24 protein-coding genes and 2 pseudogenes are annotated in these 22,641 nt (G+C 74.1%); 17 read left to right on the top strand and 9 right to left on the bottom strand.

Features of this window, described 5'->3' with window-relative positions; all coding sequences use genetic code 11:
- The first annotated feature begins 240 nt into the window (after positions 1–240).
- The 11 genes and pseudogenes from UW392_RS03630 (at position 241) to UW392_RS03580 (ending at position 9,593) form a co-directional block, all read left to right on the top strand.
- Complete coding sequence (locus UW392_RS03630) at positions 241–1,647, top strand: NAD(P)/FAD-dependent oxidoreductase (RefSeq protein ID WP_320773378.1); 1,407 nt, start codon at positions 241–243, stop codon at positions 1,645–1,647.
- A gap of 34 nt (positions 1,648–1,681) precedes the next feature.
- Positions 1,682–3,562, top strand: coding sequence for a transketolase (locus UW392_RS03625; protein WP_414495514.1), 1,881 nt, complete (start codon positions 1,682–1,684; stop codon positions 3,560–3,562).
- Positions 3,563–3,606: 44 nt separating this feature from the next.
- Positions 3,607–4,536, top strand: a complete 930-nt coding sequence (ligD, locus tag UW392_RS03620) for a non-homologous end-joining DNA ligase (RefSeq protein ID WP_320773377.1) — start codon at positions 3,607–3,609, stop codon at positions 4,534–4,536.
- Positions 4,537–4,661: 125 nt separating this feature from the next.
- Complete coding sequence (locus UW392_RS03615; RefSeq protein WP_320773376.1) at positions 4,662–5,030, top strand: gas vesicle protein; 369 nt, start codon at positions 4,662–4,664, stop codon at positions 5,028–5,030.
- Between the two features lie 60 nt (positions 5,031–5,090).
- A complete protein-coding gene (locus UW392_RS03610) occupies positions 5,091–5,513 on the top strand; it encodes a gas vesicle structural protein GvpA (protein ID WP_320773375.1) in 423 nt (140 codons plus the stop codon).
- Positions 5,510–6,259, top strand: coding sequence for a GvpL/GvpF family gas vesicle protein (locus UW392_RS03605; protein ID WP_320773374.1), 750 nt, complete (start codon positions 5,510–5,512; stop codon positions 6,257–6,259). Before UW392_RS03610 ends, UW392_RS03605 begins: the two co-directional genes overlap by 4 nt.
- Before the next feature lie 95 nt (positions 6,260–6,354).
- Complete coding sequence (locus UW392_RS03600) at positions 6,355–6,618, top strand: gas vesicle protein GvpG (protein ID WP_320773373.1); 264 nt, start codon at positions 6,355–6,357, stop codon at positions 6,616–6,618.
- Positions 6,615–7,325 (top strand): DNA primase, encoded by a 711-nt coding sequence (locus tag UW392_RS03595; RefSeq protein WP_320773372.1) that lies wholly within the window; start codon positions 6,615–6,617, stop codon positions 7,323–7,325. Before UW392_RS03600 ends, UW392_RS03595 begins: the two co-directional genes overlap by 4 nt.
- On the top strand, positions 7,322–8,545 hold the full coding sequence (locus UW392_RS03590; protein WP_320773371.1) for an SRPBCC family protein: 1,224 nt from the start codon (positions 7,322–7,324) through the stop codon (positions 8,543–8,545). Before UW392_RS03595 ends, UW392_RS03590 begins: the two co-directional genes overlap by 4 nt.
- Positions 8,546–8,562: 17 nt before the next feature.
- A pseudogene (locus UW392_RS03585) lies at positions 8,563–8,823 on the top strand (hypothetical protein); the annotation flags it as partial.
- On the top strand, positions 8,820–9,593 hold the full coding sequence (locus UW392_RS03580) for a GvpL/GvpF family gas vesicle protein (RefSeq protein WP_320773370.1): 774 nt from the start codon (positions 8,820–8,822) through the stop codon (positions 9,591–9,593). The pseudogene UW392_RS03585 and the gene UW392_RS03580, both read left to right, overlap by 4 nt.
- 147 nt (positions 9,594–9,740) lie before the next feature.
- On the opposite strand, the gene UW392_RS03575 is transcribed toward UW392_RS03580, so the two are convergent.
- The 3 genes from UW392_RS03575 to UW392_RS03565 all read right to left on the bottom strand — a co-directional run bounded on the left by UW392_RS03575 (position 9,741) and on the right by UW392_RS03565 (position 12,299).
- Positions 9,741–9,911 carry a hydrophobic protein gene (locus tag UW392_RS03575; RefSeq protein ID WP_320773369.1) on the bottom strand — a complete coding sequence of 57 codons (171 nt, stop codon included), beginning with the start codon at positions 9,909–9,911 and terminating at the stop codon, positions 9,741–9,743.
- Positions 9,912–9,972: 61 nt separating this feature from the next.
- Positions 9,973–10,788: a class I SAM-dependent methyltransferase gene (locus tag UW392_RS03570; protein ID WP_320773368.1), complete on the bottom strand. Its 816-nt coding sequence runs from the start codon at positions 10,786–10,788 to the stop codon at positions 9,973–9,975.
- A gap of 20 nt (positions 10,789–10,808) precedes the next feature.
- Positions 10,809–12,299: a bifunctional phosphatase PAP2/diacylglycerol kinase family protein gene (locus UW392_RS03565; protein ID WP_320773367.1), complete on the bottom strand. Its 1,491-nt coding sequence runs from the start codon at positions 12,297–12,299 to the stop codon at positions 10,809–10,811.
- A 124-nt stretch (positions 12,300–12,423) separates the two neighbouring features.
- On the opposite strand from UW392_RS03565, the gene UW392_RS03560 reads away from it, so the two are divergent.
- The gene (locus UW392_RS03560) at positions 12,424–14,043 is read left to right on the top strand and encodes an ABC-F family ATP-binding cassette domain-containing protein (RefSeq protein ID WP_320773366.1); all 1,620 of its coding nucleotides are present in this window, start codon (positions 12,424–12,426) and stop codon (positions 14,041–14,043) included.
- 122 nt (positions 14,044–14,165) lie between these two features.
- Here the strand turns inward: UW392_RS03560 and UW392_RS03555 are convergent, their stop codons facing one another.
- A complete protein-coding gene (locus UW392_RS03555) occupies positions 14,166–15,278 on the bottom strand; it encodes a Vms1/Ankzf1 family peptidyl-tRNA hydrolase (protein WP_320773365.1) in 1,113 nt (370 codons plus the stop codon).
- A 58-nt stretch (positions 15,279–15,336) separates the two neighbouring features.
- On the opposite strand from UW392_RS03555, the gene UW392_RS03550 reads away from it, so the two are divergent.
- Positions 15,337–15,597, top strand: a complete 261-nt coding sequence (locus tag UW392_RS03550) for a DUF6158 family protein (RefSeq protein ID WP_320773364.1) — start codon at positions 15,337–15,339, stop codon at positions 15,595–15,597.
- A gap of 76 nt (positions 15,598–15,673) precedes the next feature.
- Here the strand turns inward: UW392_RS03550 and UW392_RS03545 are convergent, their stop codons facing one another.
- From UW392_RS03545 to UW392_RS66905, 4 genes and pseudogenes are all read right to left on the bottom strand, one after another.
- Complete coding sequence (locus tag UW392_RS03545; RefSeq protein ID WP_320773363.1) at positions 15,674–16,228, bottom strand: type 1 glutamine amidotransferase domain-containing protein; 555 nt, start codon at positions 16,226–16,228, stop codon at positions 15,674–15,676.
- Between the two features lie 91 nt (positions 16,229–16,319).
- Positions 16,320–16,760 carry a CBS domain-containing protein gene (locus UW392_RS03540; protein WP_320773362.1) on the bottom strand — a complete coding sequence of 147 codons (441 nt, stop codon included), beginning with the start codon at positions 16,758–16,760 and terminating at the stop codon, positions 16,320–16,322.
- 177 nt (positions 16,761–16,937) lie between these two features.
- A complete protein-coding gene (locus tag UW392_RS03535; protein WP_320773361.1) occupies positions 16,938–17,333 on the bottom strand; it encodes a DUF2795 domain-containing protein in 396 nt (131 codons plus the stop codon).
- A gap of 235 nt (positions 17,334–17,568) precedes the next feature.
- Positions 17,569–17,820 (bottom strand): annotated as a pseudogene (locus UW392_RS66905) (thiamine pyrophosphate-dependent enzyme); the annotation flags it as partial.
- Between the two features lie 188 nt (positions 17,821–18,008).
- Between UW392_RS66905 and UW392_RS03525 the strand changes: the two are divergent.
- Positions 18,009–18,800 carry an RNA polymerase sigma factor SigF gene (locus UW392_RS03525; protein ID WP_320773360.1) on the top strand — a complete coding sequence of 264 codons (792 nt, stop codon included), beginning with the start codon at positions 18,009–18,011 and terminating at the stop codon, positions 18,798–18,800.
- Between the two features lie 40 nt (positions 18,801–18,840).
- Here UW392_RS03525 and UW392_RS03520 read toward each other — a convergent pair whose 3' ends face one another.
- On the bottom strand, positions 18,841–19,971 hold the full coding sequence (locus tag UW392_RS03520; protein ID WP_320773359.1) for a PAS domain-containing protein: 1,131 nt from the start codon (positions 19,969–19,971) through the stop codon (positions 18,841–18,843).
- 131 nt (positions 19,972–20,102) lie between these two features.
- On the opposite strand from UW392_RS03520, the gene UW392_RS03515 reads away from it, so the two are divergent.
- From UW392_RS03515 to UW392_RS03505, 3 genes are all read left to right on the top strand, one after another.
- Positions 20,103–20,819: a GAF and ANTAR domain-containing protein gene (locus tag UW392_RS03515; protein WP_320773358.1), complete on the top strand. Its 717-nt coding sequence runs from the start codon at positions 20,103–20,105 to the stop codon at positions 20,817–20,819.
- 186 nt (positions 20,820–21,005) lie between these two features.
- On the top strand, positions 21,006–21,653 hold the full coding sequence (locus tag UW392_RS03510) for a hypothetical protein (protein ID WP_320773357.1): 648 nt from the start codon (positions 21,006–21,008) through the stop codon (positions 21,651–21,653).
- A gap of 162 nt (positions 21,654–21,815) precedes the next feature.
- Positions 21,816–22,641: aminotransferase class I/II-fold pyridoxal phosphate-dependent enzyme (locus UW392_RS03505; protein WP_320773356.1), on the top strand; the 826-nt coding region annotated here is incomplete at its 3' end.

The following is a 22,641-nucleotide window of genomic DNA, read 5'->3' as shown; positions in this document are numbered from 1 at the left end:
GACGCTCGGGTCACTCGGTCGGCGGCACGGGTAACCCGCCCCCACGCGCGCGAAACGCGCGCGAAAGGCCGGGAAACCATGCGTTTGGGTGCCCTGGCCAGGGGGACGCGGAAGGCCCGTACGTCCATGTGCCGTACGGGGGACAGCAGTGCGTACGGCCGCCGACCGGCGCCCGTACGCGTGAGCGACGACCGAGACCGACCGACATGTCCGTACGCGAACACCGCCGGAGGCGTAACAGTGAGTCGACCCCGCATCGTGATCGTCGGCGGAGGCTTCGCCGGGTACCGGACGGCGAGCACCCTCTCCCGGCTGAGCAAGGGCAAGGCCGACATCGTCCTGCTCAACCCGACCGACTACTTCCTCTACCTGCCGCTGCTGCCCCAGGTCGCCGTCGGCATCCTGGAGCCGCGCCGCGTCACCGTCTCCCTCTCCGGGCTGCGCCACGTGCGCCTGGTGCTGGGCGAGGCCGACGGCATCGACCTGGAGGACCGGGCCGTGCGCTACACCGGCCCCGAGGGTGAGGCGGGCACGTTGCGCTACGACCGGCTGGTGCTCGCCGCCGGCAGCGTCAACAAGCTGCTGCCCATCCCGGGCGTCGCCGAGCACGCGCACGGCTTCCGTGGCCTGCCCGAGGCGCTGTACCTGCGGGACCACATCACCCGGCAGGTGGAGCTCGCCGCCGCCGGCGAGGACCCGAAGGAGGCCGCGGCGCGCTGCACCTACGTCGTGGTGGGCGCCGGCTACACCGGCACCGAGGTGGCCGCCCAGGGGAAGATGTTCACCGACGAACTGGTGCGCCAGCACCCCCTGCGGGAGGGCCTGGACCCCCGCTGGCTGCTGCTCGACATCGCCGACCGGGTCCTGCCCGAACTGGACGAGAAGCTCTCGCGCACCGCGGACCAGGTGCTGCGGCAGCGGGGCGTCGAGGTGCGGATGGGAACCTCCGTGAAGGAGGCGACGCGCACGGGTGTGCTGCTGACCGACGGCGAGTTCGTCGACACGCACACCGTGGTGTGGTGCGTCGGCGTACGGCCCGACCCGCTCGCGGAGTCCCTCGGGCTGCCCATGGAACGCGGCCGGCTGCTCGTGGAGCCCTCGCTCCAGGTGCCGGGCCACCCCGAGGTGTTCGCCGCCGGTGACGCCGCCGCCGTGCCCGACCTGGAGAAACCCGGCACGTACCACCCGATGACCGCCCAGCACGCCTGGCGGCAGGGCAAGGTCGCCGCGCACAACGTGGCCGCCTCGCTCGGTGTCGGCACCCGCCGCCCCTACCGCCACAAGGACATGGGCTTCGTCGTCGACCTGGGCGGGGTCAAGGCCGCCGCCAACCCGCTCGGCGTGCACCTGTCGGGGCTCGCGGCCGGCGCGGTCACCCGCGGCTACCACCTCGCCGCGATGCCCGGCAACCGCGTCCGGGTCGCCGCCGACTGGCTGCTCGACGCCGTACTGCCGCGCCAGGGCGTGCAGTTGGGGCTCGTACGGTCCGGGTCGGTGCCGCTGGACACCGCCTCGCCCGAGGTGGCGCGGGTGGTGGGCGGCCCGGAGAAGCCGCGGTCCGGTGCCGGGGACGGGCCCGGGCCGGTGAAGGCCGCGGACGACGCACCGGGCACGAGCGAGCGGCCGGGAACCGGGAGCGACGCATGACCGACGAGAAGACGCATGACCGTCGAGAAGACGCATGACCGACGAGAGAAGGAACGGCGACAACGTGAATGACCACCAGCTGTCCGAACTGGCCCAGCAGCTCCGCGTGGACAGCGTGCGGGCCGCCGCCGCGGCGGGATCCGGGCACCCCACGTCCTCCATGTCGGCCGCCGAGTTGGCGGCCGTGCTGTTCGCCCGCCACTTCCGCTACGACTTCGCACGCCCCGAGCACCCCGGCAACGACCGGTTCGTGCTGTCCAAGGGCCACGCCTCGCCCCTGATGTACTCCGTGTACAAGGCGGTCGGCGCGATCGACGACGAGGAGTTGCTGACCTTCCGCAAGCTCGGCAGCCGCCTGGAGGGGCACCCCACCCCCCGCCGGCTGCCGTGGGTGGAGACCGCCACCGGCTCGCTCGGCCAGGGCCTGCCCGTAGGCGTCGGCATCGCACTGGCCGGCAAGCGGCTGGACCGCACCGGCTACCGCGTGTGGGTGCTGTGCGGCGACAGCGAACTCGCGGAGGGCTCCGTCTGGGAGGCGGCCGAGCAGGCGGGCTACGAGAACCTCGACAACCTCGTCGCGATCGTCGACGTGAACCGGCTCGGGCAGCGCGGCGAGACCCGCCACGGGCACGACCTGGACGCGTACGCCCGCCGCTTCCGGGCCTTCGGCTGGCACGTCGTGGAGGTCCACGACGGCCATGACGTGGACGCCGTCGACCGCGCCTACGCCGAGGCCCTCTCCACCGCCGGTCAGCCCACCGTGATCGTCGCCCGCACCCTCAAGGGCAAGGGCGTCGCGGCCACGGAGGACAAGGAGGGCCTGCACGGCAAGCCGGTGAAGGACGCCGACGAGGCGATCGAGGAGCTCGGCGGCATCCGTGACCTGCGCATCGAGGTGCACCAGCCGGAGGACGCGCCGGAGCCGCACCGGGCCGCGGCGGGCCACCTCCAGCTCCCGCGCCACGAGATCGGCGAGGAGGCCGCCACCCGTGACGCGTTCGGCGAGGCCCTCGCCGCCCTCGGCGGTGCGCGCGGTGACGTCGTCGCCCTGGACGGCGAGGTCGGCGACTCCACGCGCGCCGAGTACTTCGCCAAGGAACACCCCGAGCGGTACTTCGAGTGCTACATCGCCGAGCAGCAGCTGATCGCGGACGCGGTCGGGCTCGCCTCGCGCGGCTGGGTGCCGTACGCGTCCACGTTCGCCGCGTTCCTCACCCGCGCCCACGACTTCGTGCGGATGGCCGCGATCAGCGGTTCCGGGCTCAACGTCGTCGGCTCGCACGCGGGCGTCGCCATCGGCCAGGACGGGCCCTCGCAGATGGGCCTGGAGGACCTTGCGATGTTCCGCTCGGTGCACGGCTCCACCGTGCTCTACCCGTGCGACGCCAACCAGACGGCGAAGCTCGTCGCCACGATGGCGGACCTCGACGGCATCCGCTACCTGCGCACCTCGCGCGGCAAGGACCCGGTGATCTACGGCCCGGACGAGGAGTTCCCCGTCGGCGGCAGCAAGGTGCTGCGCTCCTCGGACGAGGACCGCATCACGCTGGTCGCGGCCGGCGTCACCGTGCACCAGGCCCTCGCCGCCGCCGACGCGCTCGAGGGCCAGGGTATCCGCGCCCGGGTGATCGACCTGTACTCGGTCAAGCCCGTCGACCGCGCCACCCTGCAGGAGGCCGCCGAGCGGACCGGCTGCCTGGTCACGGTGGAGGACCACCACGAGGAGGGCGGCCTCGGCGACGCGGTCCTCGACGCCTTCACCGACGGGCGCCCCGTACCGCGCCTGGTGCGCCTGGCCGTCCGCACGATGCCGGGCTCGGCCACTCCGGAGGAGCAGCTGCACGCCGCGGGCATCGACGCCGAGTCGATCGCGGCGGCCGCCCGGCTGCTCGTGGAGCACGCGGTGGCGCCGTGACCACCGTGGCGGTCGGGACCCGTACGGGTTACGGGAGTTGAGGCATGTCCGACACGCGTACCGTACGGGCCGGCCGCCGCACCGTGGAGGTCCACCGGCCGGACAAGGTGCTCGTTCCGGCCCCGGAGGGCGGAGGCGGCGAGGCGCTCACGAAGGCCGGCCTCGTCGCGTACCACCGTGCCGTCGCCCCGTTCCTGCTGCCCCAGCTGCGGGGCCGGCCCCTGATGCTGGAGCGGCACCCGGACGGTGTCGACGGACCCCGGTTCATGCAGAAGAACGCCTCCGCGCACTACCCGGACTGGATCCGGCGGGTGGAGGTGGACAAGGAGGGCGGCACCGTCCGCCACGTGGTCTGCGAGGACACCGCCACCCTGGTGTACCTCGCCGACCAGGCCTGCCTCACCCTGCACCGCTGGCTCTCCCGGGCGGACGCCCCGCAACGGCCGGACCGTCTGGTCTTCGACCTCGACCCGGCCGACGGGGCCGACTTCGCGCAGGTCCGCCGGGCCGCCCACGACCTGGGCGAGCTGCTGGACGAACTACGGCTGCCGTTCGGCCTGATGACCACCGGCTCGCGCGGACTGCACGCCGTGGTCCCGATCAGGGGCGACGAGGACTTCGACGACGTACGCGCCTTCGCCAAGGACGTCGCGGAGCTGCTCGCCGAGCGGCACCCCGACCGGCTCACCACCGCCGCCCGGAAGAAGGACCGGGGCGAGCGGCTCTACCTCGACGTGCAGCGCAACGCCTACGCGCAGACGGCCGTCGCCCCCTGGACCGTGCGCGCCAGGCCGGGCGCGCCCGTCGCCGCCCCGTTCGCCCGGGAGCAGCTGGACGACCCCGCGCTCGACGCCCGCCGGTGGACCGTCGCCGACGCCGTCGAGCAGGCGCGCACCAAGCCCTGGGCGGAGCTGACCGGCCGGGGCCGGTCGCTCGGGCCCGCGCGCCGGCGGCTCGGGGCGCTGCGCGGTTAGCGACGGAGCCGCCGGGGCGGCGGGCCGGGACCGGCCACGCGGTGCGCGACGCACCTCGTGGCCGGTACACGCGTGCCCGCAGGTTTGGTCAACGCGCTTGTGAGCACCCGGTGTTCGAGGTGGCCATGTCGAACACATCACAGTCATCAAAAGCACAGGACTCACCCGAGTCCCCCGAAGAGAACACCACATCGGACGACACGCGGGCCAAGGCGAGCAAGCGGCCCCGCCCCATGGAGGTGCTGCGCGGCGCGCGTGCGCAGCTCGAGGAGCTGACCGGGCTGGTTCCCGAGGCCGTGTCCTCCTTCGAACAGACCGCTGACGGCTGGGCGTTGGAGGTCGAGGTGACGGAGATCGAACGGGTCCCCGACACCATGAGCCTGATGGCCAGTTACCTGGTCGAACTCGACGCGGACGGCGAGCTCACGGGCTACCGGCGGGTCCGTCGTTACGAACGCGGGCGGGCGGACGCGAGCCGCTCCGGCGGGCGCTAGACCGCCGTCCCGCACTCCCTGTCACAGAGACCCCATCACAGAGAAGGAGGACCAGCCGGCATGAGCGTAGTGCCTGCACAGCAGACCGGCGGAGGAGGCGGCAGCAGCGGCCTGTACGACGTCCTGGAGCTCGTTCTTGACCGAGGGCTCGTGATCGACGCCTTCGTGCGGGTCTCCCTGGTCGGTATCGAGATTCTGAAGATCGACGTCCGTGTCGTCGTCGCCAGCGTCGACACGTACCTGCGTTTCGCCGAGGCGTGCAACCGCCTCGACCTGGAGTCGGGGCCGCGCAAGGACCCCGGCCTGCCCGACCTCGTCGGCAAGATGACGGAGTCCGGTGCCCGCGGCAAGTCCAAGGGCGCTCTCTCCGGTGCCGCCGAGACCATCTCCGAGGCCTTCTCGCAGGCCCGTGACGAGGGCCAGTCCGAATCGCGGCCGCGGGCCCGCAAGACCACGGCGCGCAAGAGGGGGGACGACGAGTGAGCACGTACGTCTACGGCATCGCGGCGCGCTCGCACCCCTCCCTCCCCAAGGAGCTGGGCGGAGTCGGCACCCCGCCGCTGCCCGTACGCATCCTGGAGGAGGGTGACCTGGTCGCCATCGTCAGCGACGCCCCCGAGAACCTGCGCCCCAAGCGCAAGGACCTGCTCGCCCACCAGAACGTGCTGAGCGAGGCGGGCGCGGGCGGGGCCGTGCTGCCCATGCGTTTCGGCAGCGTGGCCCCGGACGACGCGGCCGTCACCGGGGTGCTCGCCGAGCGCGCCGAGCACTACCGGGAGCGGCTCGGCGCCCTGGACGGCAAGGTCGAGTACAACGTCAAGGCCAGCCACGACCAGGAGGCCGTGCTGCACCGGGTGATGTCCGACAACCCGGAGCTGCGCGCCCTCGCCCAGTCCAACCGGCAGTCGGGCGGCGGGAGTTACGAGGACAAGCTGCGGCTCGGCGAGATGGTGGCGGCCGCGGTGCAGCACCGGGAGTCCGAGGACGCGGCACTGGTGCGGCAGGCGCTGGAGCGCACCGCGGCGGCCGAGAGCGTGGGCCCCGACTCCACCGGCTGGCTCGTCAACGTGTCGTTCCTGGTGGACCGGGCGCAGACCGAGGAGTTCCTCGCCGTCGTCGAACAGGTCCGCAAGGAGTACCCGCACCTGGAGGTGCGGCTGAACGGGCCGCTGCCGCCGTACAGCTTCGTCGAGCCGGCTCCGTCCGAGCCCGCCGAGGCGCGGACGTGAACGGCGCGCGGACGTGAACGGCCGCGGGAACGCGTGAGTGACGGCGACGACCGAACGGGCCCGGAGGACGCCGGGCGCGGGTGAGGACGGATGGCATGGGACTGATCGGTGAGGTGCTGCTGCTGCCGTTCGCACCCGTGCGCGGCGGCCTCTGGGCAGTACGTCAGGTACTCGCCGAGGCCGAGCGCCAGTACTACGACCCGGGCACGATCCGGGCCGAACTAGCTCGCCTCGAGAGGATGCTGGAGGCGGGTGAGATCACCGAGGAGGAGTTCGACCGCCAGGAGGACGTGCTCCTGGACCGGCTGGAGGAGAGCGCGCACAGGGGCGCGGGAACGGGCAACGGGACGACAGGATGAATCGACTTGGACTGGGCCTCGCCGTCGGGGCCGGATATCTGCTCGGGCGGACGAAGAAGATGAAACTGGCGTTCGCCGTCGGCACCATGGTGGCGGGCAAGCGGATGAACCTGAGCCCGCGGGGCATCGCGGACCTGGTCTCCCAGCAACTGCAGAACAACCCGCAGTTCAAGGAGATCGGGGACCAGCTCCGCAACGACCTGCGCGGGGTCGGCAAGGCGGCCTCCGGGGCGCTGGTCGAACGGCAGATCGAGGGCCTGGCCGACCGGCTGCACGGCCGGACCGCCCAGGTGCGCGACCAGCTCGCCGGGGTGACCCCGGACGTGCGCGGCCGCTCCGACGAGCCGGACGACGAGCGGTACGAGGACGACGAGGCGGACGCCTACGACGACCGTGACGACCGTGACGACCGCGACGACCGTGACGACCGCGACGAGCGGGGGGCGCGGGAACAGCGGGACGAGGAACCGGAGGAGCAGCCGGAGCGGCCGCGCGCGAAGAAGGCGCCGGCCAGGAGGACGGCGCCCCGGAAGCAGTCCGCCGGTGGGCAGGGCGCGGCCGGGAAGACGGCCGACAAGGTCCCGGCGCAGAAGACGGCCGCGGCCAAGAAGACCGCGAAGAAGGCCCCCGCCAAGAAGACCGCCGCGGCCAAGAAGGCCGTCCCCGGCACCCGCGCCCGTTCGCAGAAGGGTGGCGGTGACCGATGAGCGACACCCTGCGCGGCGCGACGGACAAGGTCAAGGACAACCCGCTGACCTCGGTGGCGAAGAGCGAGGCCGCCGACCGCCTGAAGGGCGAGGTGCAGGACTACCTCGCCGCCCAGGCGACCCGCCTGCTCACCGGGGTCGGCCGCAAGCTCGGCGAGACCACCGTCAAGCTGAACGACATCGCCGACGGCAACAGCCCGGGCTTCGCCAAGCTCGCGCTCGACGGCGGCCGCAAGCTCGCCGAGGGCAAGGGCCCCCTGCGCAGCGCCGTGGAGATCGGCGCCTCGCGCGCCAAGGACAACGTCATGGGCGCGCTGAAGAACCTGGGCGGCGGCAAGGGCAAGGGCAAGAACAAGGGCAGCGCGGGCCAGAAGCCCACCGTCATCATCGAGACCATCGACGTGGGCGTGTCGCTGCGCACCGCCTACGACCAGTGGACCCAGTACCAGACCTTCAGCACCTTCGCGAAGGGCGTGAAGAGCGCGAACCGCGCCGACGACACGACCTCCGACTGGCAGATGAAGATCTTCTGGTCGAGCCGGAGCTGGAAGGCGCACACCAAGGAGCAGGCGCCGGACGACCGGATCGTGTGGACGACCGAGGGCGCCAAGGGCACCACGAAGGGTGTCGTCACCTTCCACGAGCTCGGTGAGAACCTCACGCGCGTCATCCTGGTCATCGAGTACTACCCGAAGGGCCTGTTCGAGAAGACCGGCAACATCTGGCGCGCCCAGGGCCGCCGGGCCCGGCTGGACCTGAAGAACTTCGCCCGTTACATCATGATGCGCGGCGAGGCCGAGGACGGCTGGCGCGGCGAGATCCGCGACGGCGAGGTGGTCCGCACCCACGAGGACGCCGTCGCCGAGGAGGAGCGGGAACAGCAGGAGCAGGGCGAGCAGGAGGAGGACGGGCAGGAGCCCCGGGGCGAGCACGAGGAGGCCGAGGAAGAAGAGGCCGAGGCATCCGACGAGTACGACGACGAGCCCGAGGCGTCCGAGGAGGCGGAGGAGACCGAGCAGCCGGAGGCGTCCGAGGAGGACGAGGAGGAGCCCGCCGAGGAGGGCGAGTACGAGGAGGACGGCGAGTACGCCGACGAGGAGTACGCGGAGGAGGGTGAGGAGGCGCCCGAGGAGGAGCCGGAGGCGGAGTACGAGGACGAGGAGTACGACGAGGAGTACGAGGACGACGGCCGGACGGCCGCGGCCGGCGGCCGGCGATGACGTTCCCCCGGTAGCCGCTCACCAGGAGAGCGCGTCCCGTCGTCGCTTCGGTGGACAAGGCCGAGGAGATGGGGATCGACTGGTGGGAGACCGATCCCGCGCTGTCCTCGCGCGCGCACCGCGACGATCTCGCCCGTGAGAACGTCGCGCTGCGCGCGCACCGCGCCGAGTTGGAGCGCGGCCGCAGCGGGGAGGGCGCCCCCTGGACCGTGGCCGGAGCCAGGAGGGCGCCTCCCCGGAGCGCGACCGCGCCGTCAGAGAGGAACGAACCGTCATGACGACCGGCCTTCGCTACGTGTACGCCATCTGCCGCCCCTTCGACGCCGCCCTCCAGGCCCAGCTGACGGGGGTCGCGGGCGTGCCGCCGAAGCTCCTGTCCCACCACGGGCTCGTCGCCGTGCTCAGCGAGGTGCCGGAGGACGACTTCGCGGAGGAGCCGCTCCGGGCCCACCTGGAGGACCTGGACTGGCTGGGCGTGACCGCCCGCGCCCACCAGGGCGTCATCGACGCGCTCACCACCGTCACCACTCCGCTGCCGCTGCGGCTCGGCACCGTGTTCCGGGACGACAGCGGTCTGCGGACGATGATGGAGGCCCGGGAGGACGAGTTCCGGCGCACGCTGGACCGGCTGGAGGGGCGGGTCGAGTGGGGCGTGAAGGTGTACCTCGACACGGAGTCCGCCGCGCCCGAGCGGCCCACCGTCGCCGTCGCGGAGCAGGCCACGCCGGGCCGTGACCACCTGCGGCAGCGGCGTCAGAGGCCGCGGTCCCACGACGAGCTGTGGCGGCACGCGGACCGTTTCGCGCGCGGACTGCACGAGGCGCTCTCGGGCCGGGCCGAGGAATTCCGCGTGCACGCGCCGCAGAACGCCGCGCTCTCCGGTGCGGCCGGCCGGAACGTGATGAACGCCGCCTATCTGGTGCCACGCGGGAAATCCGAGGAATTCGTGGAACTCGTGGACCGCACCAAGGACGACACCCCCGGACTGCGGGTCGAACTCACCGGTCCCTGGGCGCCCTACTCCTTCGCCGGGGAGGAGCCGGCGTGACGGTCGTGGAACGCCGTGAGGTCTCCCTCCCGGAGAGAGCGGAACGCCGCGGCCGACACGGAAAGGGTCCGCCCCGATGATCTCGGGTCGGGCCCTTTCCGTGACTTCCGTATGCGGTTGACCCGCGGTCGACCGGTCAGGAGCCGGTTACCAGCGGTACCAGCGCCCGCGCGACCCGCCCGCGCTGGTGCCCCGCATCAGGAAGCCGAGCGCCCAGATCACGATGACGGCCAGGGCGATCCAGAAGAACGCCTTCACCACGAATCCCAGACCGAACAGGATCACGGCAAGAAGCAGAACGAGCAAAAGGGGAACCATGATGACACCTCCAGCTTTCCGTGTGACCCGAAAACCTTGAATCAGGCATCACCCGCCGCCTTCATTTCCGGCACAGGATCTCCCCGTGCAGCACGGAGAACCAGCCGTCCTCCCGCCGCCCCCACTCCCGCCACGCCTCGGACACCGCCCGCAGCCCCTCCGGCGTCGCGTGGCCGCCTCCGGTGGCGCGCCCGGCGTACGCGGGTGCCAGCGTCCGGTCCGCCCACAGCCCGCTCCACCAGGCCCGTTCCTCGGCGGTGGCGAAGGTCCAGGTGCCGGAGCCGGCCGTGACCTCGGTGAGCCCGGCCGCGAGCGCCCAGGACCGCAGCCGGCGTCCCGCGTCCGGCTCGCCGCCGTTCGCGCGGGCCACCCGGCGGTACAGGTCCAGCCAGTCGTCCAGGCCCGGCGCGGACGGGAACCAGGTCATCGCCGCGTAGTCCGCGTCCCGGGCCGCCACGAACCCGCCCGGCCGCGTCACCCGGGCCATCTCGCGCAGCGCGCCCACCGGGTCGCCCACGTGCTGGAGCACCTGGTGGGCGTGGACGACGCAGAACGTGTCGTCCGGGTACGGCAGCGCGTGCACGTCCGCCACCGCGAAGCCGATGTTGGCCACGCCCCGCTCCGCGGCCGTCGCCCGGGCGCGCTCCAGCACGTCCGGGGCGCGGTCGACACCGGTGACGTGGCCGTCCGGGACCAGTTCGGCCAGGTCGGCGGTGATGGTGCCGGGACCGCACCCGATGTCCAGGACCCGCATCCCGGGCTCGAGCGCGCCGAGGAGGTGGGCCGCCGAGTTGGCGGCCGTCCGCCAGGTGTGCGAACGCAGCACCGACTCGTGGTGCCCGTGCGTGTAGACGGCGGTCTCCCGCGCCTGCGACATGACCGTTCCCCTTCCGTGGACTAGGTCTGCGGCCGGTACACCGTCAGCGCCTCCGGCAGCTTGCTCAGCGTCAGCTCGTCGGCCTCCACGTCGGTGACCTCACCGCCGTACGCGAGCAGGGTGCCCGGGTCGACGCCCCCCACATGCAGCCTGGGCACACGCACCGCCGCGTGGGCGGGGGAGCGGGTCAGCGGACCGGCCAGGGCGGCCGCCAGCAGCCGCAGGGCCGGACGGCGGCCACCGTGCACCACGCGGACGTCGAGCAGTCCGTCCGCGAGGTCCGAACGGCGGCCCGGGGTGAGGCCCACGCGGTGGTACGCGCCGTTGCCGGCGAACAGCAGCCACAGGGGATGCGGCCGCCCCTGGAAGTGCGTCCGCAGCGGATGGCGGTCCGCGCGCAGCACCCGCAGCGCGCCGATCACCCCGGCCGGCCAGCTGCCGATCCGCTCCTCCCAGCGCTCCCGCTCGCGCACCAGCTCCGGGTAGACGCCCAGGCTGAAGGTGTTGAGGAAGATCCCCTCCGTCGTGCCCGAGGAGAACCGCCCGACGTCCACCTTGACGGCCTCGCCCGCCCGCACGGCGCGGGCGAGGCCCCGCGCGTCCTCGATGCCGAGGTCCGCCGCGAAGTGGTTGAGGGTGCCGCCCGGGAGGACGGCCAGGGGCAGACCGTGGCGCAGGGCCGCCTCGGCCGCGGTGTTCACCGTGCCGTCGCCGCCGCACACCCCGAGGACCCGCGCGCGGGCGGCCGCCTTCTCCAGCGCGACCGCCACGTCCTGCGGCTCGCACTCCGCGATCTCGGCGCGCGGCAGCTCGTCCCGCAGGGCACGGACCCGGTCGGCGCTGCCCGCGCCCTGGTTCGCGACCACGACGAGGCCCTCCCCGTCGGTGAGCGCGGGCGCCTCGGCCGGCGGGTGCCCGGGCGTCGGCAGTCGGTCACGGGCCGGCACCAGGGCGCGCACGGCGTAGGCGGCGCCCACGCCGAGCGCCGCGCCCGCGAGGACGTCGCTCGGGTAGTGCACCCCCGTGTACACCCGCGAGAGCACGACCGCGGCGGCGACCGGCGCCACCGCGGCGCCCAGGGTGCGGGACTCCAGGGCGACGCCCGCCGCGAAGGCCGCCGCCGACGCTGAGTGGCCGGACGGGAACGAGGTGGTGATCGGCTGCCGCTTCAGCTGCCGCACCAGGGGCACCTGGTCCAGGACCGGACGGGGCCGGCGGATCGAGCGCTTGCCGACGGTGTTGATGGTGGCCGAGGCCAGCGTGAGCGAGGCCAGGCCCCGGACGGCGGCCCGGCGGGCCCGCGGGCTCCGGGTCACGGCCAGGCCGGCCGCCACGGCGAACCAGAGCTTGCCGTGGTTCGCGGCGCGGGTCAGCCGGGGGAGGACGTGGTCCCCGCCCGGCCAGTGACGGGTCGCCACCGCCTCGAACAGGCGGCAGTCGAGGGCGAGGAAACGCTCGCGGAGGGCGTGGGGGCCGGGCGGGCGTACGGTGAGGTCGACGTCTGCGGTCATGGATCACTGGTACCCCGGGCAGGGCCTTCTCTGCCAGGGCCCGGACGGCGCGACGCCGGTACGGGGCGCCCGCCACCGCTAAACGGTTTGCGGGGCGGTACCGGCCCCCGGACAATGCGTGCCCATGGGACATCTGGAAGCCGCGCACCTCGAGTACCACCTCCCCGACGGGAGGACGCTCCTCGGCGACGTGTCCTTCCGGGTGGGGGAGGGCAGTGTCGTCGCCCTCGTCGGACCCAACGGCGCGGGGAAGACCACCCTGCTGCGGCTGCTCTCCGGTGAGCTGAAGCCGCACGGCGGGACCGTCACGGTGAGCGGCGGGCTCGGTGTGATGCGGCAGTTCGTGGGGTCCGTACGGGACGAGTCGACCGTACGGGACCTGCTCGTGTCCGTGGCGCCGCCCCGGATCAGGGAGGCCGCGCGGGCCGTCGACACCGCCGAGCACGCGATCCTGACCGTGGACGACGAGGCGGCCCAGATGGGTTACGCGCAGGCCCTCGCCGACTGGGCCGAGGCGCGCGGCTACGAGGCCGAGACACTGTGGGACATCTGCACCACGGCCGCGCTCGGCGTGCCGTACGAGAAGGCGCAGTGGCGGCAGGTGCGCACGCTCTCCGGCGGCGAGCAGAAGCGCTTGGTCCTGGAGGCGTTGCTGCGCGGCACCGACGAGGTGCTGCTCCTCGACGAGCCCGACAACTACCTCGACGTGCCCGGCAAGCGCTGGCTGGAGGAGCGGCTCGGGGAGACCCGCAAGACCGTGCTCTTCGTCTCGCACGACCGGGAGCTGCTGGCCCGCGCCGCCGAGCGGATCGTCAGCGTGGAGCCCGGCCCGGCGGGCGCGGACGCCTGGGTGCACGGCGGCGGGTTCGCCACCTACCACGAGGCGCGGCGGGAACGTTTCGCCCGCTTCGAGGAGCTGCGGCGCCGCTGGGACGAGAAGCACGCCCAGCTGAAGAAGCTGGTGCTGAGCCTGCGGCAGGCGGCGACGATCAGCCACGAGCTGGCCTCCCGCTACCAGGCCGCGCAGACCCGGCTGCGCAAGTTCGAGGAGGCCGGGCCGCCGCCGGAGCCGCCCCGCGAGCAGGACATCACGATGCGGCTCAAGGGCGGCCGCACCGGTGTACGGGCCGTGACCTGCGCGGGGCTGGAACTGACCGGCCTGATGAAACCCTTCGACCTGGAGGTCTTCTACGGCGAACGGGTCGCCGTGCTCGGCTCCAACGGCTCCGGCAAGTCCCACTTCCTGCGCCTGCTCGCGGGGGAGGAGGTGGCACACACCGGACAGTGGAAGCTAGGCGCGCGGGTCGTCCCCGGGCACTTCGCCCAGACGCACGCCCACCCCGAGCTGGAGGGCCGCACCCTGCTCGACATCCTGTGGACCGAGCACGCCCAGGACCGCGGCGCCGCCATGTCCCGGCTGCGGCGCTACGAGCTGACGGGCCAGGCCGAACAGGCCTTCGACCGGCTCTCCGGCGGCCAGCAGGCCCGCTTCCAGATCCTGCTCCTGGAGCTCCAGGGCGTGACCGCCCTGCTGTTGGACGAGCCGACGGACAACCTCGACCTGGAGTCGGCGGAGGCCCTCCAGGAGGGCCTGGAGGCATTCGACGGAACGGTCCTCGCCGTCACGCACGACCGCTGGTTCGCCCGCGCCTTCGACCGCTACCTCGTCTTCGGCTCCGACGGCCGCGTACGGGAGACGGCGGAGCCGGTGTGGGACGAGCGGCGGGTGGAGCGGGCGCGGTAAACCGCACCGGGCCGCCTCCGAGCAGCCCGAACAGGCCGAAGCGGGCAGCCCGAACAGGCCGAAGCCCCCGGGAGTCCCGGGGGCTTCGCGGCGGGGCGCGCCGGGCCGTTCCGGCCCGCGGCTCACTTCCAGCGCAGCAGCGCGCCCACTCCGCCCACCGGCGCGTCGTCCACCCCGGCCGGCGTCACCGAGAGCGCCGGGGCGCCCGTCACCGCCGCGGCGCGCAGCAGCGCGTCGTCCGCGCGGGCCGGCCAGGCGTGCTCCTCGCCGATGGCCCGCAGGTCGGAGCGGCGTACGGCCAGCTGGTCCGGGTCCTCGCCGACCCACACCTCGCGATGGGCGTCCGGGCCGTCCGGGTGGATCAGCAGTTCCTCGATGCGGTGCTCACGGGCGGCCTCGATCACCGCGGGCACGCCCTCCACCGCTCCGGCGCGGCCGTCGGCGCCGGGATCCCGCGCGGCCAGGAAGCGGTCCAGCTCGTCCCCGGCCCGCCGCCACACGTGCTCGGCACGGATGCGCTCCACGTCGTCGTCCAGCAGCCTGCTGCCCGCGCCGTGGTCCGTCTCCATCACGCGGCCCCGCAGGTGCTTCGGCAGCCGCTCGTGCACCGCCCGCCGCTCCCGGACGTCCCCGACCAGGATCAGCAGGTCCGCCCGGGTCTCCTCCTGACACGCGGCGAGCGCCTGCGCGATCTCCGCCGCGTTCTGCTCCCAGGTGTTCTCCACCTTGAGCTCGAAGTGCTTCGTCGACCAGGCGTTGGTGTGCGTACGGTGCAGCGGCCACTGCTCACCGGTGACCGTGCCCGCGTCCTGGCTGCCCAGCGCGCCGCTGCGCAGCTCGAGGTCGGCGCCCCGCCGGTCGACGTACGCCACCACGCACACCGGGTCCTCGCCCGCCAGCTCCAGCAGCGGCGCGGTGTGCGGCAGCGGTGCCCAGTGGGCGGTGCTGCCGCCCGCCGGGCGCCGGGCCAGCGGCGGATCGAGCAGCACCCGGCCGTCGCGGGCGAACAGGGCGCGTCCGTGCGCGTCGGAGGAGTGGCGCAGGTCGTGCACCGCGTCGCGCACGGCGTGGCACGTGCGCTCGTCCGCGCCCTGTTCGGCGAGTTGCCGGGACAGGGCCTCGGCCGTCAGTTCCCGCTCGTGGACCATGTTCTCCGTGCGCCGGGAGAGGTCGACGTACACGGAGGCCCAGGGTCCCGTGTCTTCGTACAGGGGGTCGAGAAAGGCGAGATCCATGGCTCCCTCCCGGAGGCCGCTCGGGTAACGCTTGCCGGGGGGCGGGTACCCGGACCGCATGAAGGAACACGACGAGCGGGACACCACGATGACCGGAGTCGACCCCCGTCAGCTGGACGACCAGCAGCTGATGAAGGAGCTGGAGACGATCCACCGCACCCGGCACGACACGTTCCTGTACGGCTCGGACGACGCGCTGCGGGTGCACGACGAGCGCACGGCGGAGCTGGAGGGCGAGTACCTCCGGCGCAACCCGCACCGCCTCGTGGCGGCCGGCCGTACGCGTGCGGGTGCCCGGGAGCGTGACGCGGAGGAGTGAGCCGTCCGCCCCCGCGGCGGCACGACGACGGCCGCCGCGGAGGGGAAACCCCTCGCGGCGGCCGTGAACCGGGCCGTCAGCCGTCGCGGCGGGACGACTCCTCGGTGAAGACCTGCAGCAGGGTGTCGCAGAACGCCTTGAGGTCGTCGGGCTTGCGGCTGGTGACCAGCTTGTTGGCGCCGCCGTCGCAGACCTTCACCTGCTCGTCGACCCACTCGGCGCCCGCGTTGCGCAGGTCGGTGCGCAGGCTCGGCCAGGAGGTCAGCGTCCGGTCGCGCACGACGTCCGCCTCGATCAGCGTCCAGGGGGCGTGGCAGATCGCCGCGACCGGCCGGCCCTGCTCGAAGAAGGCGGCGACGAAGGCGACGGCCTTCTCGTCCGTCCGCAAGTAGTCCGGGTTGGCCACGCCACCCGGCAGGACGAGCCCGTCGAAGTCCGCCGCGGAGACCTCGCCCACCACCTGGTCCACGGGGAACGTGTCCGCCTTGTCCAGGTGGTGGAAGCCCTGCACCTCACCGGAGTCCGTCGACACCAGCACCGGCTCGTGGCCCGCGTCGGTCACGGCCTTCCACGGCTCGGTGAGCTCGACCTGCTCGACGCCTTCGGGGGCGGTCAGAAACGCGATACGCATGCTTGTTCACTGTCCTTTCGGTGCGCGCGGGCGGGCGGGTCCGCAGGGACCCCGGCCCGCCCGGCGCTTTTCTTCTCGTTCCGGTCCACGGTCACGCGGGGCCCCCGCCCGGCCAGCCGTCCGGTGCGGCCCGGCTGATGTCCGCGAGGGCCGAGTCCGGGTCGCCCGCCAGGGCCAGGTCGCCGAGGCTGACCATGCCCACCGGGTGACCGTCCTCGACGACCGGCAGCCGCCGTACGGCGTGGTCACGCATCAGCCCGACCGCGGCGGAGACCGCGTCGTCGGGTCCCACGACCACCGGGTTCGGCGTGCACACGGCCTGGGCGCTCACCGTCAGCGGGTCGGCGCCGTCGGCGACGGCGCGCAGGGTGATGTCGCGGTCGGTCAGCACCCCGACGAGCCGGTGGTCGACCGTGACGAGGACGTCACCGATGTCCTGGGCCCGCATCAGCTGCGCCGCTTCGACGAGCGAGGCGTCCGGGCGGACCGTGACGACCCCGGGCGTCATGACCTCCCTGACGTAGTCAGCCATGGTCGTGGCCTCTCCTTCTCGCGTGCCCGCGCTGGGTGTCCGCACGCCCGACGCATCGGCGTCGCGCACGTGCTCGGCAGTCGTAAGTGACGTCGCCGCAGTACCCGGGAGCGGGGCCGTCATGCCTCACGGTCGCCCGTCGTCCGCTCGGACCCCGGGGAGCCGTCCGGCCGGACCCTAGGAACCGGCGCCTTCGGTCATCCCCACCACGGCCTCCGCGAGTGCGTGCACGGTGGCGTACCGCTCGTCCTCCGGGAGCCGCTCCACGGCCTCGACGAGGGCGTCCGGGGCACGCTTGTCGCGCAGGACGCCGACCAGCTCACGGGGGTCCGCGGGGAAGGAGGTACGGCCCAGCGCGCGGGCCAGTTCCAGGCGCACCGCCTCCATCGGGGCGGACGGGCTGCGGCCCGGGGCGACCGGGTTCTGCCAGACCTGGGGGTCGTCCTCGGCGGTCGGCTCCGGGTCGTGCCACTCCTCGGTGCGCGTGGGGTGGCCGGACCGGAGCAGGCCCTGCAGTTCGTGCTTCATCTCGTCGTCGCGGTGGACGTTCAGCCGGTCACTGCCTCGCTGCATCTCTCGCTCCAGGCTCCAGACAATCTCAGGTGGCGACCGCGTACCCGTGAGGTCCGTGCCGACACCGGATCCGCCGGCCGGGGATGCGGCACGCGCCCTCAGGCGGTGTTCTCACAGCTCCTCTTCCTGCCCTTCTCCCGCCCCGGTAGTGACTCCTGCACCTTGAAGCCCGACCGCACCACCGGCCCCCGGTCCGCGTCGCCCTTCAGGAGGGACGCGGCGGTGAACTCCAGCCCCCGGCCGGCGCGACCACCGGACGGTCCGGGTGCGCGAACTCCGCGCCGATCGCGTACGGCACCGCGCAGCCCATCGACGCCGGCGTCCCCGACAGGGAGCCCCGCATCCGGTTCCGCAGGGTCACGTGGCGTGCGTACCAGTCGGCCGTCGAACCGGAGTCCGCGGTCACGATCGCGTCGCCGGGCAGCAGCGGGTCGAGGACGTGGGCGACGTACTCCGGGTGGATCGGGTCGGCCGACAGCCCGGCCCGCCCGCCGGAAAACCCGCCGGGGCGTTTGCCCGGCACACCCCGGGGCAGGCGCACTCCCAGTGCTTCGGACCGGAGGCACGTCCGTGGGAGCGGCACACCGCCGCCACGGGTGTGCCCCGCCGCTCACGGGCGCGCTTCCGCGGTGACCGTCCACCCCAGAGCACCCCTCGAGGGAGTTGCGACGCACCATGCGTACTCACGCACACGCCAGGCACCCCCACGACGACGCACCCGACACCGCGGCGGCCTTCCGCCGGCTCGCCACGCTGCCCCCGGGCCGGGAGCGCGACGACCTCCGCGAGCGCCTCGTGAAGGCGTGGCTGCCCATGGCCGAGAGGCTCGCGGGACGGTTCCGCAGCCGGGGCGAGAGCTACGAGGACCTGCGTCAGGTCGCGGCCCTCGGCCTCGTCAAGGCCGTCGACCGGTACGACCCCGACCGCGGCAACGCCTTCGAGAGCTACGCCGTCCCCACTGTCACCGGCGAGATAAAGCGCCACTTCCGTGACCACATGTGGACCCTGCACGTGCCGCGGCGCGTCCAGGACCTGCGCAACCGGGTGCGCTTCGCCTGCCAGGACCTGTCCCAGACCACCCCCGGCCGGCGGCCCACCGTCTCCGAGATCGCCGAGCACGCGGGTTTGACCGAGGACGACGTACAGGCCGGCCTGGAAGCGCTGGAGAGCTTCACCGCGCTCTCCCTCGACGCCGAACTGCCCGGCAGCGAGGACGGCTACTCGCTCGGCGACGCCCTGGGCTCGCCCGACCCGGCGCTCGACACCGTCGTCGACCGGGAGGCGGTCAGGCCCCGGCTCGCGGCCCTGCCGGAGCGCGAGCGCGCCATCCTCTACATGCGCTTCTTCAACGACATGACGCAGAGCCGGATCGCCGAGCAGCTGGGCATCTCCCAGATGCACGTCTCCCGGCTGATCAGCCGCTGCTGCGACCGGCTGCGCGAGCAGGTGCTGCGGGACCCGGTGTGAACGGGTGCCCGCGCGCGGGGGCACCCGCACCTCACGCACCTCACGCGCGCGGGACGGCGCCCACGGCCAGCGCGACGTGACGGGACATCATGTCCACGGCATGGGCCTCGGCCAGGGAGAACGCCGGCCGGGCGCCCGCACGGAACAGGCTGAGCACGCCCCGCCCCCGGCCGTCCGGCGCGGTCAGCGCCACGCACAGCAGCGAGGTGACGTCGGCCCGGACGAGGACCGGCGCGCCCGCGGCGTCACGGCCGAAGGCCTCCGGGTCGGCCGGCCGCACCCGCAGCTCCGGGGAGCCGCCTCGGGCCACCTCGACGACGAGCGGACACGCCGCCGGATCCTGCGCGGCGACGGCCGCGGCCTCCTCCAGGGACGGCCCGAGCACGACCGCGCGGCGCAGCTGGCCCTCCCCGACGTCGCCCACCACCCAGTCCGCGAACCGCCCGTGCAGCACGAGCGCGGCCCGCTCCAGGGCGCCGTCCGCGGGCCCGCCGAGCAGGGCCGTGGTCATGGCGTCCACCAGGTCCAGCAGCGCCGCGTGCCGGGCCGCCCCGGTGAGGTCGGGCACCGGGGACGGGGGACGCTCGACGTCCGCGGCGGGCAACCGGGGCGCCGCGGGCTGCAGCACCACGAGGACCACGGGGCGCGGTTCGTCGGCGGGCCGCAGCGCGGTCAGGGTCGCCCGCACCGGTGCCGCGGGCCGCTGCTGGAGGTGGACGGTGAGGCTGCGGTCGCCCTCGCCGCGGGCCACCGCCGCGGCCTGGGTACGGAACGCCGCCCGGTCGGCGCGCGCCAGGAACCCGGTCAGCGGCCGGCCCGTGGCGTACCCCGCCCGCACCCCGGTCAGGGCACCCGCCGCCGGGTTCGTCCGGCGCACCACCGTCTCGCGGTCCACCAGCGCCACGGGCAGCGGCAGCCGTTGGAGGATCTCCTTCAGCAGCCGCAGCTCCTGGCGGTCCCCGGTGCTCCCGGTGGGCGTACGGGACGCGGAGAGCCGTTCGTACCAGGGCCACAGCCGGTCGGCCACATGGTCGAGCTCGAAGATCGCCGCGTCCAGCACGGTCGGCAGCTCCCTGCTCGGGACCGACCGGGCGGCCTTCAGCTCCGCCACGCGGTGTACGAAGTCCGCGAGTTCCTCGCCGAACGCGTCCGTCCGGTCCGTCTGCGCCATGTCCCGAACGTAACCCGGACGGCCCGCACCCGGGGCGGCAGGGACGGGATCCGGCCCTGTCCGACCCAGCTCGTCCTCCGTTGTTTTCCGCCGCGAAGGAGCGGGCACGCGCCCGAAGAGGAGGCGTGCACATGACGGAAAGCGCGTACGTCGGCCGTCTGGGTCCGGAACCCCCGGAGTCCGCCCTCCCGGTACGGAGGCTCTCCGAACTCACCGAACAGGCCGCCCGCTGCACCAGCGCCTGCTGCGGGGCGAGCAGCACCGCGAGCGGAAGCGGAGCGGACCGGCCCGCGGCGGTCACCCACCCCGATCTGGCCCCCCTGCTCGCCGTCCAGCTCCGCTCCGGCGACGGACCCGTACCGGCCGCGCTCGACCGCGGCGAGCCCGTCGGCTCGGCCGACCTGCTGCGGGAGGACCGCTGGCCCGACTACCGCGCTCTCGCCCTGGACGCGGGGCTGCGCTCCAGCGTCACCATCCCGTTCCGGCGCTCGGACCTGACGGTCACGCTCAGCCTCTACAGCTTCCGGCCCGGCACCCTGCGGGACGCCCCGCACGGGCCCGTCCGCACCCTCGGCGACCTCGCCGCGGCCTGTCTGCTGCGCGACCGCTCCTACCGGGCCGCCCTCACCGAGCTGGACCAGCTGGGCGCCGCGCTGCGCTCCCGGCCCGTGGTCGACCGCGCCTGCGGCATCGTCATGCACGTGCTGGGCTGCGACGCGGACGCCGCCTTCGCGGTGCTGCGCCGCGTCTCGCAGCACACCCAGCGCAAGCTGACGGACGTCGCCTCGGCCGTCGTCGACAAGCGGGGCCGGGGGCTGGAGGAGGAGCTGGTCCTGCTGGCCGGGTGACGGGGAGGCCCGTCCCGAAGGACGGGGCCGGCGGTGGTCCGTCACCCGCTCGGCGGGCGTACGTCGCGCGAATGGTGCCCGGCCGCGCGCGGCGCGCCGACGGGCGGGCTCTGATGGAGCGCGGGGCACGGCGGCCGCCGTGCGCCCGGGCCCAGTCAGCCGGAGCCTGCCGAAGGAGTTCCGCCCATGCGCCGCAGCGCCCGAGTCCTGTCCGTCGCCGTCCTGTCGGCGACCGCCCTGTCCGTCACCGCCCTGTCCGCCGGCGCCCTCCCCGGACCGGGACCCGGGCGCGCCGCGGGTGTCCCGGCCGCCGGGGCCGCCCCGCACGCCGTCGTGGATCCGGATCCGTACGGGGAGGAGCCGGGCGAGGAGCCTGGCGAGGAGGGGCTCGACGAATTGTTCGAGCAGGGCGAGCAGGGCGAGCAGGGCGAGCAGGGTGAGAACCCACCCGGCGACGACCCTGACGGAGGTCACGGCGAGGACGTGCGCGACGAGGACGCCCCCGGAGAGGATCAGCCCGACGGCAGGGAGGATCCCCCCGGGGACTCCTCCGGCAGAGGGGACTCCCATGGCAGAGGGGAACCCCACGGCCGTGACGACCATCCGCACGACGGCGACGGCGACGGCGACGGCGACGGCGACGGCGTCGGCGACCCGCGCCCGTCCGGTACCCGCCCGCCGGTGACGGACCACGGTGTGGAGGCGGGCGGCGGCGGTGCCTTCACCGACTCCGTGCCGGCCCTGGCCGCCGGCGGCCTGCTCGTCGCGGGCGCCCTCGGTGCCGCCGTCCAGCGCCTGCGCCCGCGCCGCAAGGGACGCTCCGCGCACCGCTGACACCGTGCCGCCACTGACGCTGTGACGGGCGCAACTCGGCCGCCGCCCATGACGACGCACATCCCTGGGTACTCAGTGGCCCAGGAAGCGTCCGGCACCATACGGGACGGGTTGGCATGCTGCGGGTGCGTCACCCGCACCGGGACTCGCGCGGAGGCACTCATGCGGCGGCGGACGCATCCGGAAGGGCACGGCCCCGTCCGTTACGGCCCGCCGCTCCCCGATCAGGGGTTCCCCGTCCTCCCCGGACTCATCGCCCGGCTCTGTGCCGCCGCCGAGCACCCCGACGCGGAACCCGTCGGCGGCGGGCCCGACCTCCTCGACGCCGCCGGCGGGTACTCCGAACGCCGGGGCCTGCCCGGCGGGCCCGGCCTGGTGGCCGCCGCTCCCGGGGCGCCCGCGCTGCTCCTCGCACTGACCACGGCGGTCGGCGGGGACGTCCTGGTGCCGCGCCCGTGCGCCGCCTGGTGGGCGCCGGGGACCCGGACGTCGGGCAGGTCGCCGTTCCCCGTGCCGACGCCGGCCGAGTGCGGGGGCGTCCCGGACCCGTACGCCCTGCTGGAGACCGTGCGCCGGGTGCGCGCGGAGGGCGGTGATCCGCGGCTGCTGGTGCTCTGTGTCGCGGACGACCCCACCGCCACCGTCGCGCCGCCCGAACTGGTGCACGAGGCCGTCGAGGCCGCCGTGGGCGAGGGGTTGCACGTGGTCAGCGACGAGACCTGGCGCGACACCGTGCACGAGCCGCGGGGCACCGTGCTGCCGGGGCCGGCCGAGATGCTGCCGGACCACGTCACCGTGGTCACCGATCTGGTCGGCTCCTACCTGCCGCCCGGCTGGCCCGCCGCCGTCGCCCGGTTCCCGGACACCGACACGGGCGGCGCGCTGCGCGCGCGTGTCCTGGACGTGCTCACCGCGCTCGGCGCACACGTCGCCACCCCGGTCGCCGCGGCCGCCGCGTACGCGCTGGGCGAGCCGGCCGAGGTGACCG

It is taken from the genome of Streptomyces sp. CRN 30 (genome assembly GCF_034105845.1).
The sequence above is the reverse complement of the archived record's forward strand: the minus strand, read 5'-3'. Positions and strand labels throughout refer to the sequence as shown.

Bases quoted from the DNA above. Each gene is read 5' to 3' on its own strand.
- UW392_RS03610 (WP_320773375.1), top strand. From the start codon at position 5,091: ATGAGCGTAGTGCCTGCACAGCAGACCGGCGGAGGAGGCGGCAGCAGC.
- UW392_RS03545 (WP_320773363.1), bottom strand. From the start codon at position 16,228: ATGCGTATCGCGTTTCTGACCGCCCCCGAAGGCGTCGAGCAGGTCGAG.
- UW392_RS03535 (WP_320773361.1), bottom strand. From the start codon at position 17,333: ATGCAGCGAGGCAGTGACCGGCTGAACGTCCACCGCGACGACGAGATG.
- UW392_RS03565 (WP_320773367.1), bottom strand. From the start codon at position 12,299: ATGACCGCAGACGTCGACCTCACCGTACGCCCGCCCGGCCCCCACGCC.
- UW392_RS03590 (WP_320773371.1), top strand. From the start codon at position 7,322: ATGAGCGACACCCTGCGCGGCGCGACGGACAAGGTCAAGGACAACCCG.
- UW392_RS03570 (WP_320773368.1), bottom strand. From the start codon at position 10,788: ATGTCGCAGGCGCGGGAGACCGCCGTCTACACGCACGGGCACCACGAG.
- UW392_RS03515 (WP_320773358.1), top strand. From the start codon at position 20,103: ATGACGGAAAGCGCGTACGTCGGCCGTCTGGGTCCGGAACCCCCGGAG.
- UW392_RS03595 (WP_320773372.1), top strand. From the start codon at position 6,615: ATGAATCGACTTGGACTGGGCCTCGCCGTCGGGGCCGGATATCTGCTC.
- ligD (WP_320773377.1), top strand. From the start codon at position 3,607: ATGTCCGACACGCGTACCGTACGGGCCGGCCGCCGCACCGTGGAGGTC.
- UW392_RS03555 (WP_320773365.1), bottom strand. From the start codon at position 15,278: ATGGATCTCGCCTTTCTCGACCCCCTGTACGAAGACACGGGACCCTGG.
- UW392_RS03600 (WP_320773373.1), top strand. From the start codon at position 6,355: ATGGGACTGATCGGTGAGGTGCTGCTGCTGCCGTTCGCACCCGTGCGC.
- UW392_RS03550 (WP_320773364.1), top strand. From the start codon at position 15,337: ATGAAGGAACACGACGAGCGGGACACCACGATGACCGGAGTCGACCCC.
- UW392_RS03560 (WP_320773366.1), top strand. From the start codon at position 12,424: ATGGGACATCTGGAAGCCGCGCACCTCGAGTACCACCTCCCCGACGGG.
- UW392_RS03540 (WP_320773362.1), bottom strand. From the start codon at position 16,760: ATGGCTGACTACGTCAGGGAGGTCATGACGCCCGGGGTCGTCACGGTC.
- UW392_RS03575 (WP_320773369.1), bottom strand. From the start codon at position 9,911: ATGGTTCCCCTTTTGCTCGTTCTGCTTCTTGCCGTGATCCTGTTCGGT.
- UW392_RS03525 (WP_320773360.1), top strand. From the start codon at position 18,009: ATGCGTACTCACGCACACGCCAGGCACCCCCACGACGACGCACCCGAC.
- UW392_RS03520 (WP_320773359.1), bottom strand. From the start codon at position 19,971: ATGGCGCAGACGGACCGGACGGACGCGTTCGGCGAGGAACTCGCGGAC.
- UW392_RS03615 (WP_320773376.1), top strand. From the start codon at position 4,662: ATGTCGAACACATCACAGTCATCAAAAGCACAGGACTCACCCGAGTCC.
- UW392_RS03625 (WP_414495514.1), top strand. From the start codon at position 1,682: ATGACCGACGAGAGAAGGAACGGCGACAACGTGAATGACCACCAGCTG.
- UW392_RS03510 (WP_320773357.1), top strand. From the start codon at position 21,006: ATGCGCCGCAGCGCCCGAGTCCTGTCCGTCGCCGTCCTGTCGGCGACC.
- UW392_RS03580 (WP_320773370.1), top strand. From the start codon at position 8,820: ATGACGACCGGCCTTCGCTACGTGTACGCCATCTGCCGCCCCTTCGAC.